The organism is Desulfoglaeba alkanexedens ALDC, assembly GCF_005377625.1.
Lineage (GTDB): Bacteria > Desulfobacterota > Syntrophobacteria > Syntrophobacterales > DSM-9756 > Desulfoglaeba > Desulfoglaeba alkanexedens.
The window spans coordinates 2385368-2401483 of the sequence record NZ_CP040098.1 but is presented as its reverse complement, the minus strand read 5'-3'; the positions used below and the strand labels follow the sequence as shown (position 1 = coordinate 2401483).

Sequence of the window (16116 nt, the reverse complement as noted above, 5' to 3'; positions counted from 1 at the left end):
GAGGTTTGATGGGCGGAACAAAAAAACGCCGAGTGGTGGTGACGGGCTTGGGACTGGTCACTCCCCTGGGAGTGGGGGTCGAGGAAAATTGGAAGAACGCGGTGAACGGAACGTCCGGAATCGGGCCTATTACGCGCTTCGACCCCTCGGGCTTCAGCACCCGGATCGCCGCCGAAGTCAAGGGCTTCAATCCCGAGGATTTCATCCCCCGGAAGGATATCCGAAAGATGGATATCTTTCTCACCTACGCCGTAGCCGCCGCCAAGCTGGCCTTCGACGATGCGGCCTTCGAAATCCCGGAAGAGCTGAAGGACCGTGCCGGCGTGGTATTGGGCTGCGGCCTGGGGGGTCTGACCACCATCGAGGATACCCACCGGACGCTCCTGGCATCGGGCCCCAAGAAGGTCAGTCCCTTCTTCATCCCCATGCTGATCGGAAACATGGCTCCTGGGCTGATTTCCATCAATCACAAGGCCAAGGGGCCGAACCTTTCCATCCAGACCGCCTGCGCGGCGGGAACCCATGCGCTCGGCCATGCCTTTCACCTGATCCGCGACGGAGTCTGCGACATCATGGTGACGGGGGGCGTGGAATCCACCATAACTCCCCTCTGTGTCGCCGGGTTCAATGCCATGAGGGCGATTTCGACCCGAAACGACGAGCCTTCAAAGGCCTCCCGACCCTTCGACAAGGACCGGGACGGCTTTGTGCTCGGTGAAGGCGCCGCCGTCCTTATCCTGGAGGAACTGCAGATGGCGCTGCAGCGCAACGCTCAAATCTATGCGGAAGTGGTGGGCTTCGGCTGCTCCGGGGACGCCTACCACATGGCGGCTCCCGCCCCCGAAGGCGAAGGCGCCGCTCGGTGCATGAAAATGGCCCTGGAAGATGCAGGACTCAGCCCCCGGGAAGTGGACTACATCAATGCACACGGAACGTCCACGGACCTCAACGACAAATTCGAAACCCAGGCGATCAAGACCGTATTCGGAGACCATGCCTACAAGCTTGCGGTCAGTTCCACCAAGTCCATGACCGGGCACATGCTCGGCGCCGCCGGCGGCGTGGAAGCGGCTTACACGGTGCTGGCGATGCGCCACGGCGTCATTCCGCCCACCATCAATTATGAAACGCCGGACCCGGACTGCGACCTGGATTACGTGCCGAACACGGCCCGCAGGGCGGACATCCGTGTGGCCCTGTCCAACTCGTTCGGCTTCGGGGGCACCAACGGCGCCGTGGCTTTCCGCAAATGGACCGGTTCTTGACCGGCGGCTCACGAAGGGAATCGCGTATGAAGATCATGATCGGCGCCGATCACGCGGGCTTTGAACTGAAGGAAAAGGTGGCGCAGCACCTGCACCGGCTCGGCCACGAAGTGGTCGACGTGGGAACCCACGGGAAATCCTCCGTGGATTACCCCATTTACGCCTTCCAGGTGGCCGAAGGCGTGGCCAAGGCAACGTCGGACCGAGGTATCCTCATCTGCGGCAGCGGCATCGGCATGTGCATCACCGCCAACCGTGTCCCCGGCGTCCGCGCTGCGCTCACCAACGAGCCCTATGCGGCCAAAATGAGCCGCCGGCACAACGACAGCAATGTCCTCTGCCTGGGCGGGCGATTCATCGGCGAAGATCTCGCCATGGCGATCATCGACGTCTGGCTGACGGAACCTTTCGAGGGGGACCGCCACGCACGCCGCATCGCGATGATCGACACGCTGACTCAGAACAGGAACGGTTGAGACCGTCTGGTGCCACCCTTCTTCATTGATTCACGGAACCTGACTTACGCCTCGGAGGGGCTGTTCCGGCAGATGAAAGGTCACCGCAATATGGCCACGTTGGCACAGATCGACCCTGAGATCGCAAGGGTTATCAAAAACGAAGAAGACCGCCAGCGGCGCAAACTGGAGCTCATCGCGTCTGAAAACTTCGTGAGCGACGCCGTCCGCGAAGCCCAGTGCTCCGTTTTGACCAACAAGTACGCCGAGGGATACCCGGGGAACCGTTATTACGGCGGCTGTGAGTTCGTGGACATGGCGGAATGCCTGGCCCGGGAACGAGCCCGAAAGCTCTTCGGGGCCGACTACGTGAACGTTCAGCCCCATTCCGGGTCTCAAGCCAACATGGCCGTCTATTTCGCGTTGCTCCAGCCGGGCGACACTATCATGGGCATGGACCTGCGCCAGGGCGGGCACCTGACCCACGGAAGCCCCGTGAGCTTTTCCGGGCGGTTTTTCAGGGTGGTTTCTTACGGGGTGAGGCGGGATACGGAGACCATCGATTACGACGATCTGGCGGCCAAGGCCCGGGAGCATCGCCCCCGGCTCATCGTAGCCGGAGCCAGCGCTTACCCGCGCCTCATCGATTTCCAGCGCTTCCGGGCGATCTGCGACGAAGTGGGCGCGCACCTCATGGTGGACATGGCACACATCGCCGGCTTGGTGAGCGCCGGGCTGCACCCGAATCCGTTCCCTCATGCAGACGCTGTGACCTCCACCACTCACAAGACGCTCCGCGGCCCCCGCGGCGGGCTGATTCTGGCTCACGAACGCTACGCCCGGCAACTGGACAGTCAAATCTTTCCGGGCATTCAGGGAGGACCGTTGATGCACGTCATCGCCGCAAAGGCGGTGGCCTTTCAGGAAGCGCTCCAACCGACTTTCAAGGACTACCAGCGCCGCATCCTGCAAAACAGCGAAAGACTCGCTCAGGAATTGATGCAGCGGGGATATCGGCTGGTTTCCGGAGGCACGGACAATCACCTCATGCTGGTGGATCTGACGGCGACGGACATCACCGGGAAGGAGGCCGAGGAAACCCTGGACCGGGCGGGTATCACGGTGAACAAGAATTCCATCCCGTACGATCCTCGTAAACCCAATGTATCCAGCGGCATCCGGATCGGCACCGCGGCGGTCACCACCCGGGGCATGACCCCCGAACACATGGTCCAGGTGGCGGCGTTCATTCATGAAGCCTTGACCGCAAGGAACGACCCGAACATCCTGAATCGGCTGCAGCAGGAAGTGGCGGATTTCTGCAGCGCCTTTCCGCTTCACGTCCCCATCACCGGATGACGCGCGGAAAAACCCTTCGAGAGGCCCCAATTGCCCACCCTCGACCTTGACATCAGTTACATGCGCCGGGCTTTGAAGCTCGCCCGGCGCGGCGAAGGATGGACCAGCCCCAACCCGATGGTCGGGGCCGTGGTGGTTCGCGGGGAAACCGTCGTGGGCGAAGGCTGGCATGAAAAGGCCGGCGGCCCCCACGCCGAAGTGAACGCCATCCGCCGCGCCGGTGAAGCCGCCCGAGGTGCGACGCTCTACGTTACGCTCGAACCCTGCAACCACACGGGAAGGACGCCGCCATGCACCTGGGCCGTCCTGGAAGCCGGTATTCAGCGCGTGGTCGCCGGCATGAAGGACCCCAACCCCAGGGTCCAGGGCGGCGGCGCCGCGTTTCTCGAGGCCCACGGCTTGCGGGTCGACCTGGGGGTGATGGAACGGGAATGCCGACTTCTGAATCAGCCCTTCATCAAACACGTGACGCAGGGCCTTCCTTATGTCACATTGAAAACGGCATCGACCCTGGATGGGCGCATCGCGTCGCGAACCGGCGACGCCCGGTGGGTCACCAACGAACGCTCGCGCCGGTTCGTTCATGTTCTCCGGCACCGGCTGGACGCCGTCTTGGTGGGTGTGGGAACGGCACTCGCAGACGATCCCCTGCTTACGGCGCGGCTCGGCCGCCGGCCCTGCCGCCAGCCGATACGGATCGTTCTGGATTCCAAGCTTCGTCTTCCGCTTTCCAGTCGGCTGGCTGGAACCGCACGCCAGGTGCCCCTCTGGATCGCATGCGCGGAAACCGCCTCCCCGGAAAAGGAAGCGCGCCTTCGCGACCTGGGGGCGGAAGTGATTCGATTGAACCGTTCCGATCGCGGCCTTGACCTGCACCAGCTCCTGGAGGGGATGGGGCGACGGGCCGTCACCAGTGTTCTGGTGGAAGGCGGAGCGCGGGTCACGGGGAGCTTTCTCGATGCAGAAGTCGCGGACGAAGCCTTCTGGTTTTTCGCTCCGAAGATCCTGGGCGATCCCGGCGGTGTGCCGGCCGTTTCCGGCACACCCCGCGAAAGGATGCTCGACGCCGTCCGCCTCCACAACGTAAAGACCCACCGATTCGGCCAAGACGTGATGGTGCACGGTCGGTTTCGTGAAGAACTTTATTAGGATCGCGGGCAAGCCCGCTCCTACTACCACGGATCACGCGGGCAAGCCCGCTCCTACAGAGGACCAGAAAAACATGTTTACAGGCCTCGTGGAAGGAACCGGACGCGTGATGCGAGTGGATCGGCAGGAGATCGACGCCCGCATGATCCTTCGGCCCGACTTCGAGATGGAGAACCTGACGCTCGGCGAAAGCATCTCTGTGGACGGCGCCTGCCTCACCGTGGTTCACTTTACCGGAGACGTCTTTGCGGTGGACGTGTCCTCGGAAACCCTGACACGAACGACTCTGGGCCGAAAGGGCCCTGGAAGCCGCTGCAACCTGGAACGGGCTCTCAAGGTGGGCGACCGTCTGGGAGGCCACTTGGTCACCGGGCACGTGGACGGCCTTGGACAACTGGTGGAACGTTTTACGGACGGCCGGTCCTGGCGGATGGTCTTCCAGGTGCCGGAAAGCCTCACATCCCACATCATCGAAAAGGGCTCCATAGCCGTCAACGGCGTAAGCCTCACCGTCAACGGATGCGAAGGGGCGCGCTTTCACATCAACATCATTCCGCATACGGCGGGGCTCACCACCATCGGCGATCTGGCGGTGGGCGACGAGGTCAACATCGAAACGGATCTCATCGGAAAATACGTGGAAAAGATGCTGAGCAGCCGCTTGGTGGGACTGAAAGAGAACCGGCCGGAACAAAGGGTAAGCGCGGCTTTTCTCAGAAAACACGGTTTTCTGGATTGAACCGGAGGCGTGGAGAGGTTAAGGACGGATTCCAGCGTCGGATCGTAGAGCCGCCTTGAGCCGCAAGGTTCTTCGTGCTATAGGTTCAGCGGTTTGTCTGTGGGGGCCGGAAGCCCCCCGATTCTCTTTTTGGAAGGGAGTAACACCATGCCTGTGGCCTCCATTCCCGAAGCATTGGATGACATCCGGCAAGGAAAAATGGTCATCCTCGTGGACGACGAAGACCGTGAAAACGAGGGCGACCTCTGCATGGCCGCCGAGAAGGTCACTCCGGAAGCCATCAACTTCATGGCCCGATACGGCCGTGGTCTCGTCTGCCTGTCGCTCACCCCGGAATGGGTCGAGCGGCTCCGCCTGCCGATGATGGTTCAGCACAACCGGTCACGCTTCGAAACCGCCTTCACCGTTTCCATCGAAGCCAGAACCGGAGTCACCACCGGCATCAGCGCGGCCGACCGAGCCCACACGATCCTCACGGCGGTCCAGGACGACGCCAAGCCGGAAGACCTGGTCAGCCCCGGCCACATCTTTCCTCTGCGATCGAAGAAGGGCGGCGTATTGGTGCGGACCGGCCAGACCGAAGGCTCGGTGGACCTGGCCCGCCTGGCCGGCCTGAAACCGGCGGGGGTCATCTGTGAAATCATGAAAGACGACGGCACCATGGCCCGCATACCGGACCTGGAAGCCTTCGCCGAACAGCACGACCTGAAGATCGTCACCATCGCGGACCTCATCGAATACCGGATGAGGACCGAAAGCTTCGTTCAGCGGGCCGCGTCGGCGAACCTGCCCAGCCTGTTCGGCGGCGAATTCCAAGCCATCGCCTACACCAGCATCATCGACGATTACGCCCACCTGGCATTGGTCCGCGGCGAAATCCGGCCGGAAGACGAAGTGCTGGTCCGGGTGCACTCGGAATGCCTTACGGGAGACGTCTTCGGGTCGCGGCGCTGCGACTGCGGCGACCAGCTGCGCGCCGCCCTCCGCCAGATCGACCGGGAGGGCAAAGGTGTTCTCCTTTACATGCGCAACCATGAAGGACGCGGCATCGGGCTCGTCAACAAGATCAAGGCCTACGCGCTCCAGGAACAGGGCTACGACACCGTCGAAGCCAATCTTGCGCTGGGATTCAAGGACGACCTTCGCGATTACGGCATTGGAGCTCAAATCCTCGTGGACTTGGGGATCCGCAAGATGCGCCTAATGACCAACAACCCCAAGAAGATCGTCGGACTCGAAGGCTACGGCATCACCGTCACCGAGAGAGTCCCCATCGAAATTCCGCCCAACGAATGCAACATCCACTACCTGAAGACCAAGTGCGCCAAGATGGGACATATGCTCAACTGCCTGAAAGACGAGGTCGCAGAACATGAAAGTGTTTGAAGGGAGACTCCTGGCTCAGGGACTCCGGTTCGGTATTGTGGTCAGCCGGTTCAACGACTTCATTTGTGACAGGCTGCTGGGCGGGGCCTTGGACGCCTTGAGGCGAAGCGGCGCCGACGAGCAAGACATCGAGGTTTTCAGGGTTCCGGGAGCCTTCGAGATCCCGCTGGCCGCAAAAAAAGCCGCCGGGACGAACCGTTACCACGCGGTGATCTGCCTGGGAGCCGTGATCCGCGGGTCCACGCCTCACTTCAACTACGTAGCGAATGAAGTGTCCAAGGGGATTGCTGCGGTCAGCCTGGAATCGGCCATCCCCGTCACCTTCGGCGTCCTCACTACGGACACCCTGGAACAGGCCATCGAACGCGCGGGCTCCAAAGCCGGGAACAAAGGCTTCGAAGCCGCCATGGCCGCCGTGGAAATGGCCGACCTGTTGAGACAGATCGACATCTGACGTGAAAGTACGAATCTGTGCACCGACGCCTTCGTGTTTCAAGGGGCGACGCGGATGGGCTGACGGACGGCGGCCGGCGATGCCTGTTCGGAGCCGTAAAGCCTGAAAAGGTGCCAACGTCCATGGGTTCACGCCGACAATCCAGGGAAATCGCCCTCCAGGTTCTTTATCAGCTGGAGATCAACGAAATGCCGCCGGAAGAAGCCGTCCGTCGCGTTGTGGAGCACTTCGAAGCTCCCCGGTCCGCGAGTCCGTTCGCGGAAATTCTGGTGACCGGCGTGAGAACCCACCGGGATCACATCGACCGGACGCTCGCCTCGGCTTCCGAAAACTGGCGTGTGGATCGCATGTCTCCCGTCGACCGGAACATCCTCAGAATCGCCCTGTACGAAATCCTCTTTTGCGACGATATTCCGCCCAGGGTATCCGTCAATGAAGCCATCGAACTGGCCAAACGATACGGCAGCGCAGATTCACGGGCTTTCGTGAACGGCGTGCTGGACCACATCCTCAACCTGGTAGCGGTCCGGGAGGCTTCACCGGAACCCGAACCTTGACCGAGGGCACCCCGGCACCGAGAAGCCACCCTCTTTCCCACCAGCGGTTTCCGCTCTCCCCTGCCCCGTCAGACATCCCGATCGCCGTCCGGCTTCAATTGAAAAACCCGGTCGGCTGAGGTATAGACGGTGAAAAGAAAAGACGGGATTTTATGAGCTTTCTCGAAGAGGGGAGACCAAGCCAACAATGATTGGTTCTATACTTAAGCGGATCTTCGGCACCCAAAACGAACGCAACCTCAAGCGCATCGCGCCCATCGTGGATGCCATCAACGCGCTCGAACCCACCGTGCGCGGCCTGAGCGACGCCGACCTTCGTGCCAAGACGGCGGCGTTTCGGGAACGGGTGGCCAAGGGCGAATCCCTGGACGACCTTCTTCCGGAAGCCTTCGCCGTGGCTCGGGAAGCGTCCATACGGGCGGTGGGCATGCGCCCTTTCGATGTTCAGCTCATCGGCGGCATCGTGCTTCACCAGGGCAAGATCGCCGAAATGAAAACCGGTGAAGGAAAGACCCTGGTCGCCGTGATGCCCGTCTACCTGAACGCCCTCACCGGGCGCGGCGTCCACGTGGTGACGGTGAACGACTACCTGGCGCGGCGCGACAGCGAATGGATGGGCAAGGTCTACCGGTTTCTCGGCCTGGAAGTCGGCTGCATCGTGCACGGGTTGAACGACCGGGAGCGCCGGGAAGCCTACGCCGCCGACGTGACCTATGGGACCAACAACGAGTTTGGATTCGACTACCTTCGCGACAACATGAAATTCAGCTTGAACGACATGGTCCAACGGGACCTCCATTACGCCATCGTGGACGAAGTGGACAGTATTCTCATCGATGAGGCGAGAACGCCGCTGATCATCTCCGGCCCGGCCGAAAAGTCCACCGAACTTTACAACCGCATCAACCGCATCATCCCTCAGCTACGGCCGGAAACCGATTACACCAAGGACGAAAAAAGCCGCACCGTGGCCCTCACGGAAGACGGAGTGGCACGCGCCGAAACGCTCCTGGGCGTGGAAAACCTTTACGACCCGCGCCACATGGATCTCCTGCACCATGTCCACCAGGCGCTCCGCGCTCACACCTTGTTCCAGAAAGACGTCGATTACATCGTCAAGGGGGGCAAGGTCATCATCGTGGACGAATTCACCGGGCGGCTCATGCCTGGGAGGCGGTACAGCGACGGCCTTCACCAAGCTCTGGAAGCCAAAGAAGGCGTGCGGGTGGAAAATGAAAACCAAACCCTGGCTTCCATCACCTTCCAGAACTACTTCCGCATGTACGACAAGCTCGCGGGAATGACCGGCACCGCGGACACGGAAGCCGAAGAATTCGCCAAGATCTACAACCTGGAGGTGGTGGTCATTCCGACCCACAAAAAGATGATCCGCACCGATCACCCCGACTGTATCTATCGGACAGAGCAGGAAAAATTCCGTGCCGTCGTCCGCGAGATCAAGGAATTGCACGAACAGGGGCGGCCGGTGCTGGTCGGAACCGTCAACATCGACAAGTCCGAACGCCTGAGCGCCATGCTCAAACGCGAAGGCATCCCCCACCAGGTTCTGAACGCCAAGCACCACGAAAAGGAAGCGGAAATCGTGGCTCAGGCCGGCCGGCGCGGAGCCGTGACCATTTCCACCAACATGGCCGGCCGCGGTACCGACATCGTGTTGGGCCCCGGCGTCGCCCAACTGGGCGGACTCCACATCATCGGTACGGAACGTCATGAATCCCGAAGGATCGACAACCAGCTTCGAGGCCGTGCCGGCCGCCAGGGCGACCCGGGTTCCTCGCGGTTTTATCTTTCTTTGGAAGACGACCTCATGCGAATCTTCGCCGCGGATCGGATCTCGGGGCTCATGCAGCGGATCGGCATGGAAGAAGACGAACCCATCGAGCACCGCCTCATCAGCCGCGCCATCGAAAACGCTCAAAGCCGCGTCGAAGCTCAAAACTTCAGTATTCGCAAGCAACTCCTCGAATACGACGACGTGATGAACCAGCAACGGCAGGTGATCTACGAACAGCGCCGGGAAGCCATCAAGGGCGGCGACCTGAAACCGGTCATCCTGGACATGGCCGAAGAAGTCCTGGACCTCATCGTTCAGGAACACACGGATGAGAAAACCTACGCCGAAGACTGGGACCTGGAAGGCCTCGGAAAGGACCTCTTCCGTATTTTCGGGCTTCAGCCGGACCTCAGCCCGGCAGCGCTCGAGCACACGAACCAGACGGGGCTTCGCGAGGAACTTTGGGACCGGATCCTGGAACGCTACGAAAGTCGGGAAAAGGAATTCGGCGAAACCATCATGCGGGACCTGGAAAACTACATCCTGCTGCAGACCCTGGACAGCCTTTGGAAGGACCACCTGCTCAACATGGATCACCTGAAGGAAGGCATTGGGCTTCGAGGCTACGCGCAGCAGGATCCCCTGGTCGCCTATAAGCGGGAAGGTCATGCGGTTTTCGACGACATGATCTCGAGGCTCCGCGAAGAAACCCTGCGCCTTCTCTTCCACGTCCAGATCCAGCGCGAAGACGAGGTCCAGACCCTCCGGAAGGAACAGGAAGAACAGTCCATGTTTTATGGACCGGCCGGCGGCGGATCGACGCGCCGGGAACCCGTCAAGAAAACGAAAAAGGTGGGACGAAATGACCCTTGCCCCTGCGGAAGCGGGAAAAAGTACAAGAAGTGTTGCGGTCGTTAGGGGGGCGTTCCAGGTGCCCGGATTTCGGGTGGGAACCGCGTCCACGGGCATGCGCTATCGAAACCGGCTCGATCTCGCCGCCGTGGTTTCGGATCACCCCGTCTCGGCCGCAGGCGTCTTCACACGAAACCGGTTCGCGGCCGCCCCTGTGCGGCTGTGCCGAGCCCGGCTGGAAAGGCACGCTGCTGGGATTCGCGCGGTGGTGGCCAACGCCGGCATCGCCAACGCCTGTACCGGAGAAGAAGGCCTTCGGCGGGCGGAATCCATGGCGACCCTCGCCGCGGAAGCGCTCGGCCTCCAGCCCGAAGCGGTGCTTGTGGCCTCCACCGGAGTCATCGGCCCTCAGATCCGGCTGGAACCGATCCGTGAAGCGCTTCCCGAATTGGCCCGATCGCTCCGGCCCGAGGGCTGGGAAGATGCGGCTTCCGCCATCATGACCACCGACACCCGCCCCAAAACCGCTCACACCCGCCTGTCCTTCGGCGGCTCTGAATTCACCGTGGGCGGGATCGCCAAGGGCTCCGGCATGATCGCTCCCGACATGGCCACTCTTCTCGCTTTCGTGGCCACCGACGCCCCCATGTCCGTCGAGGTGCTCCGGCATTGGCTGCGGGCGGGAGCCGAACGCTCCTTCAACCGCATTACTGTGGACGGTGACACCAGCACCAACGACACACTCATCGCCCTCGCCGCCGCAACGGCGGCTTACCCCGTGATCCGCGATCCGCTGAGCCCGGAAGGGCGTTGCTTCGGCGAAGCGCTCACGGCCGTTCTCCTGGATCTCGCCCGACAGGTGATTCTCGACGGGGAAGGGGCCACCAAGTTCGTCGCGCTTCAGGTCACCGGGGCCCCGGATGCCGAAAGCGCCAAGAAGGTCGCCTTCACCGTCGCCAACTCGCCGCTTGTCAAAACCGCCTTCTTCGGCGGCGACGCCAACTGGGGCCGCATCGTCGCGGCGGCGGGGCGAGCCGGCGTCCCGCTCGATCCCGACCGGGTTTCCCTGACCTTCGGAAACGTCTGCGTTTTTCAAAACGGCGCGCCCCTGGACGGAGAGGATCTGGAAGCCAGGGCCACCGAGGTTTTTCGAGGTAAGGCCATCGACATTCGCCTGGACCTCGGGGTCGGAACCGCCGAAGAGACTGTCTACACGTGCGATCTGTCCTACGATTACGTGAAGATCAACGGCGCCTACCGAACCTAAGCCAGAGCTTTTGGGAACGAGGGGAAAACCGGGTTGCATTTATGCCGTTGGGTTGTTTTTAAAGATGAACGTCGAACATCGAACATCGAACATCGAACGTTGAACATCGAATGAAAAAAACCGGGTTGCTTCTTGTTCCCAAGCTCCAGCTTGGGAACACAACGGTGCAGAAGCTCCAGCTTTGGTTCCCATGAGGCCGCGACCCATGCGAACCCGCTACAAAATCCATAACAAAGGGCCCGAACAGCCGCGCCCGCCGGTTACAGGTAGTACTTGTGGAGGTATTCGAGGACCATGCGGTGCGTATTGAAAAATGGGCTCACGTCCGCCATGGAGTTTTTCATCACGTCCGTCCATTTCCGGGGGCTTGCGTAGTAGGTGGTCACGAGATCGTCGATTTCCTGGTAGAGATCGCCGGCCGCCTCTTCATCGGTCTGATCCTCATCGTCTCCTACGGCCCAGCCGTTGACCCGATCCCGGCAGGCTTCCCGCCACCAGCCGTCGAGCACGCTCATGTTCACGCCCCCGTTGAAGCACACCTTCATCCCGCTGGTTCCACACGCCTCCCGGGGCCGCCTCGGCGTGTTGAGCCACACGTCGGCCCCCTGGGTCATGAGCGCGCCCAGCCAAATATTGTAATTGGGAACGAACACGAGCCTCAACCGGTCTTCGTACTGCTTGCCGATGCGCACCAACTCCTTGATCAGGTCCTTACCCGCATGGTCCTTGGGGTGGGCCTTCCCTGCAAAGATGTATTGCACGCGGTCGAAGGAGAGGTTCAAGAGGTATTCCATGTCGGCGAAGATGAGGGTCGCCCGCTTGTACGCGGCGGCTCGGCGCGCGAAGCAGACCGTGAGCAGTTCCTCACTGAAACCCGCCCCGGAAACGGCGTTGATGTAGCTGATGAGGCGCCTCTTCGCCTTTTTCTTGGCGGATCGGACGGCTTCGTCTGGGATGTCGTGGGCCTTGGATAGAAGCTGCGGCTGTTCGCGCCATCCCGGCAGATGTTCGTCGTAGAGGGCCGAAAACTCGGGCCCGGTCCAACTCAAGTGGTGCACGCCGTTGGTGATGTAGCCGATGTCGTAACCCGGAAACATCTGGCGGGAGACCTCTCCGTGGAGCTGGCTCACGCCGTTGCTGGCCCTGGAAAGGTTGAGGGCGAGGATGGTGGTGTTGAGTTCCTTGTCGCCGGCCAAGTCCTTGATGTTCGGCGGAAGGTACGGACCGAGTACGCGGTGAGCCAAATCGTAGGAAAACCTGTCGTGCCCGGCCGGAACCGGGGTGTGAGTTGTGAACACGCACTTTTCCCGGACTCTTTCCACGCTGCCGTCGTGGTCCTTCAGCAGGGCCAGAGTGAGAAACACCGCGTGGCCTTCGTTCATGTGGTAGGTGGTGACGTCCCGTTCCAGGCGTTTGAGCGCCAGGTAGCCGCCGATGCCGAGCACCACCTCCTGGCAGATCCGGGTGTGGTGGTCTCCCCCGTAGAGGTAGTGAGTGATGAGTCGGTCCTCCGGCGAATTGAGGGGGATGTCGGTATCGAGGAAGTAGACCGGCACCCGGCCGCGAAGCCCCACCTGGTTGTACTTCCAAACGCCCACGTGTACGTCCCGCCCCTCGATCCGAACGGTGACCTTGAACGGAAGTTGCTCCATAAACGCCCGCGGATCGAAATAGGGATAGATCTCCTCCTGTTCACCCATGCCGTTGATGTTCTGAATGAAGTAGCCGCGCTTGTAGAGAAGCGTGACCGCAACGAGCGGCAGGTTGAGATCGGCGGCGGACTTGATGTGGTCGCCGGCGAGCACTCCCAGGCCGCCGCTGTAGGTGGGGATGTTTTCGTTGAGTCCGACCTCCATGCAGAAGTAGGCGATCTTCATAAGGACTTTCCTCTTTTCCCGGTCCACGGTTCGCCGCATCCCTCGCCTGCAACCGCCGTCGGGTTCGCCCTCCGATGAAACGCTCCCGTCGGGCGGTCCGTTGTTCTCTATACCACATCCGGCCGGTATCGTTTAGGCCCTTTTCGATGAAGCTTTCGCGACCCAAGGAGATGGCCGCGCCTGCAAGCCGTCCATTCAGATTATTGACAAACGAGGCCTTGACATTTATGGTTCACCGACTTGCTTTTCGGGCGGCCGGTAACGGCGGGCGCCGTCGGATTTTTGAGACCCCTTCAACGTGATTTTTTTCTCGAATACGGCTTGGACTGGACCTTCGAAGCTAGGGGACATGATGAGCGACATTAGGATATGGATCAATGATCAAGAAGTGAAGGCCAAGGTGGGGCAGACCATCATGCAGGCCGCCGACGCCGTTGGGACGTACATCCCCAGGCTGTGCTACCATCCAGCCCTGGAACCCAGCGGCTCCTGCCGTTTGTGCGCGGTTGAAATCGAGGGCTACCGGGGTCTTCCGGCCGCCTGTTCCACCCCCGTGGAAGAAGGCATGCGGATTCAAACGCAAACCCCCAAGGTGATCGACTTCCGCCGCGAAATGCTCCGCCTTATCCTGCAGGATCACCCGCGGGAGTGCCTGGGGTGTCCCAGGAACGGGAGCTGTGAACTGCAGCAACTGGTGGCGGCTGTGGGGATCGACTTCCCCTACCCGGCGCCTTCCGTGAACCGGCCCCCTGCCATGCCCGGAGGACGGTATTTTGAAAGGGACTACAGCCTTTGCGTCCGCTGCGGCCGCTGTGTGCGGATCTGCCATGAAGTGCGCGGCGCCCGGGCCATCGTTTTCCGCGAAGTGGTCGGACGCCAGGAAGTGGGCACCCCCTTCGACCGGCCCCTGGAGGCCGTAGGGTGCGAGTTCTGCGGCGCGTGCGTGGATGTTTGCCCGGTGGGCGCACTCCGGGACAACCTGCAGGACTTCCACCGGGAATCCCGCGAACATATCCAGGCGGTTTGCGAACGCCTGACCGCCATTGTCACCCACCTTTACAAGAAGGAACTGGAAAGCATCTGGAAAACGGGCATATGCCCGGTCTGCGGGGCGGGCTGCCGCCTCCTCTACGAACTCTCCCCAGACGGCGACATCATGCGGGTGAAACCCGATGTGGACGGACCGAGCAACCGCGGACAGGCCTGCGTGCAGGGTCGGTTCCTGCTCAACCGTTATCGCGGCCGTCCGGATCGACTGCAGAAACCACTTATCGATAACGGCGGCGGACTGAAGGAGACGGACTGGGAGACGGCACTCCATCGCGCGGCCGAAGCCTTCAAGGCTCACGCCCCGGGTGCCGCCGCTGTCCTCACCGACGGCCGGGCCACAAATGAGGAACTCTACGCCCTGAAACGTTTCGCCGAAGACGTTCTGAAAACGCCGGCGGTGGCGGTGGTGTCGCCCGAGGAAGATGCGGCTACGAGCCTCGCGCTCCAGAAAGAGCTGGGCCTGGTCGGGTGCACCAACAGCTACGCGGATCTCCCGCATGCCGGAACGATCCTCGCCTTCGGGTTCGCCCCTGCGGCCACGCACCCCATCGCCGGCACACGCATCCGTGAGGCGGTCCTAGGCGGGTCCAAGCTGATCGTGGCCAACCCCTACGACATCGCCATCGCCCGCTATGCCCACATTCACCTGCGATACGCCCCCGGCACAGAGCTCCCCTTGATTTGCGGGCTGATCCGGGTGATGGTTGATAACCGGGGCGCGGGCGAACAGTTCGCCGCAAAGCACGCCGATGAACTGAAGGCGGTCCGAAAGAGCCTGGAGCCCTACGACCTGGAAACCGTGAGCCACCTCACCGGCATCCATGAAGAACTCCTGGTGGAAGCCGGCTGCATGCTGGCGGCTCACCACCCGGTGGCCGCCATCTTTGGACGAGGCCTCACCCGGTCCCCGGACGCCGCGGAAGCGGTGCGCGCCCTTTGCGCTCTGGTTCGCATGACGGACAGCCTGGGCCGGCCCGGCGGCGGCGTCGCACCGCTTTACGGAACCAGCAACCTCCAAGGCGCAAGAAACCTGGGGTTCCGCTTCGATGGACTGGAACTTTTGAAGGCCGGAAAGATCAAGGCCCTCTACCTGGCCATGGAAACCTACGAACCCGACCTTCTGGACGCCCTCGCCCCACTCCTTGGCGGCGTCGACTTCGTGGCCGTCCAGGATGTGGTGCGTCCGCCGGAAAACCTCAAGGCGGATGTCGCCCTCCCCCAGGCTTCCATCATGGAAAAGGAAGGTTCGCTCACCAACCTCGAACGCCGCGTCCAGTGGACCGAGGCCGTGTTGGATCCGCCCGGGGACGCAAAGCCCGTTTTTGCCGCCTTGAGTGCCCTGGCGGAGCGTATGGGGACCCAATCCTTCCTTCCGGAATCCGCGGAAGCCTTGTTTGTGGAAGCGACTCGATCGGCAGCGGGAAGCGAAGGCATTTCCATGAGCCGGGCGAAGTTCCAGCCGGTCCAGTGGCCTTGCCCCACAGAAGATCACCCAGGCACTCCCGTCCTGTTTGAGTGCGAAGAGCCGGCTTGGAACGGGTGGCGGGCTCCGGCCCTTCGACCTCAGGATCCGGAAGAAAGCCCGGACGCCGATTTCCCATACCGGGCGGTCACCAAGGAAAGCCTGCGCCCCGCCTACTCGGGGCCCCTCTTGGCTCCGGAAGCCCTGGCGGCTCTTTCTTTCGACGGCGAGATCGAAATGAACCCCGCCGACGCCTACCCCCTGGGGTGCCTGCCGGGCGATGCGGTGAACGTTTCCTTGCGCCTGGGCGAACTCAGCGGGCGTCTGGCGCTCAACATTCACCTTCCCCGGGGCCTGGTGGCGGTTCCGGCTTCCATGATGCAGGCGGTTTCGGGCGGGACACCCGTTGAAGGCAGGGTCTATGCCGCAAAAGTGGAGAAAAAATAGCT

12 protein-coding genes are annotated in these 16116 nt (G+C 61.8%); 11 read left to right on the top strand and 1 reads right to left on the bottom strand.

Annotated features, from left to right (window positions below; translation table 11 throughout):
- Positions 1 to 8: 8 nt before the first annotated feature.
- The 10 genes from fabF (at position 9) to argJ (ending at position 11278) form a co-directional block, all read left to right on the top strand.
- Positions 9 to 1265: a beta-ketoacyl-ACP synthase II gene (gene fabF, locus FDQ92_RS10855; protein WP_137424905.1), complete on the top strand. Its 1257-nt coding sequence runs from the start codon at positions 9 to 11 to the stop codon at positions 1263 to 1265.
- A 26-nt stretch (positions 1266 to 1291) separates the two neighbouring features.
- Positions 1292 to 1741, top strand: coding sequence for a ribose 5-phosphate isomerase B (gene rpiB / locus FDQ92_RS10850; RefSeq protein WP_137424904.1), 450 nt, complete (start codon positions 1292 to 1294; stop codon positions 1739 to 1741).
- A 90-nt stretch (positions 1742 to 1831) separates the two neighbouring features.
- Positions 1832 to 3079 (top strand): serine hydroxymethyltransferase, encoded by a 1248-nt coding sequence (locus FDQ92_RS10845; protein ID WP_137424903.1) that lies wholly within the window; start codon positions 1832 to 1834, stop codon positions 3077 to 3079.
- A gap of 30 nt (positions 3080 to 3109) precedes the next feature.
- On the top strand, positions 3110 to 4228 hold the full coding sequence (ribD, locus tag FDQ92_RS10840; protein WP_211341248.1) for a bifunctional diaminohydroxyphosphoribosylaminopyrimidine deaminase/5-amino-6-(5-phosphoribosylamino)uracil reductase RibD: 1119 nt from the start codon (positions 3110 to 3112) through the stop codon (positions 4226 to 4228).
- Between the two features lie 73 nt (positions 4229 to 4301).
- Positions 4302 to 4967, top strand: coding sequence for a riboflavin synthase (locus FDQ92_RS10835; protein ID WP_137424902.1), 666 nt, complete (start codon positions 4302 to 4304; stop codon positions 4965 to 4967).
- A gap of 147 nt (positions 4968 to 5114) precedes the next feature.
- Positions 5115 to 6353 (top strand): bifunctional 3,4-dihydroxy-2-butanone-4-phosphate synthase/GTP cyclohydrolase II, encoded by a 1239-nt coding sequence (locus FDQ92_RS10830; RefSeq protein WP_137424901.1) that lies wholly within the window; start codon positions 5115 to 5117, stop codon positions 6351 to 6353.
- On the top strand, positions 6340 to 6807 hold the full coding sequence (gene ribH / locus FDQ92_RS10825) for a 6,7-dimethyl-8-ribityllumazine synthase (protein WP_137424900.1): 468 nt from the start codon (positions 6340 to 6342) through the stop codon (positions 6805 to 6807). Before FDQ92_RS10830 ends, ribH begins: the two co-directional genes overlap by 14 nt.
- A 122-nt stretch (positions 6808 to 6929) precedes the next feature.
- On the top strand, positions 6930 to 7364 hold the full coding sequence (nusB, locus tag FDQ92_RS10820; RefSeq protein WP_137424899.1) for a transcription antitermination factor NusB: 435 nt from the start codon (positions 6930 to 6932) through the stop codon (positions 7362 to 7364).
- Between the two features lie 187 nt (positions 7365 to 7551).
- Complete coding sequence (secA, locus tag FDQ92_RS10815) at positions 7552 to 10077, top strand: preprotein translocase subunit SecA (protein ID WP_137424898.1); 2526 nt, start codon at positions 7552 to 7554, stop codon at positions 10075 to 10077.
- On the top strand, positions 10022 to 11278 hold the full coding sequence (argJ, locus tag FDQ92_RS10810; RefSeq protein WP_137424897.1) for a bifunctional glutamate N-acetyltransferase/amino-acid acetyltransferase ArgJ: 1257 nt from the start codon (positions 10022 to 10024) through the stop codon (positions 11276 to 11278). Before secA ends, argJ begins: the two co-directional genes overlap by 56 nt.
- 260 nt (positions 11279 to 11538) lie before the next feature.
- Here argJ and glgP read toward each other — a convergent pair whose 3' ends face one another.
- On the bottom strand, positions 11539 to 13155 hold the full coding sequence (gene glgP / locus FDQ92_RS10805; RefSeq protein ID WP_170180306.1) for an alpha-glucan family phosphorylase: 1617 nt from the start codon (positions 13153 to 13155) through the stop codon (positions 11539 to 11541).
- A gap of 349 nt (positions 13156 to 13504) precedes the next feature.
- Between glgP and FDQ92_RS10800 the strand changes: the two genes are divergently transcribed.
- Positions 13505 to 16114 (top strand): molybdopterin-dependent oxidoreductase, encoded by a 2610-nt coding sequence (locus FDQ92_RS10800; RefSeq protein ID WP_137424895.1) that lies wholly within the window; start codon positions 13505 to 13507, stop codon positions 16112 to 16114.
- Positions 16115 to 16116: the final 2 nt, after the last annotated feature.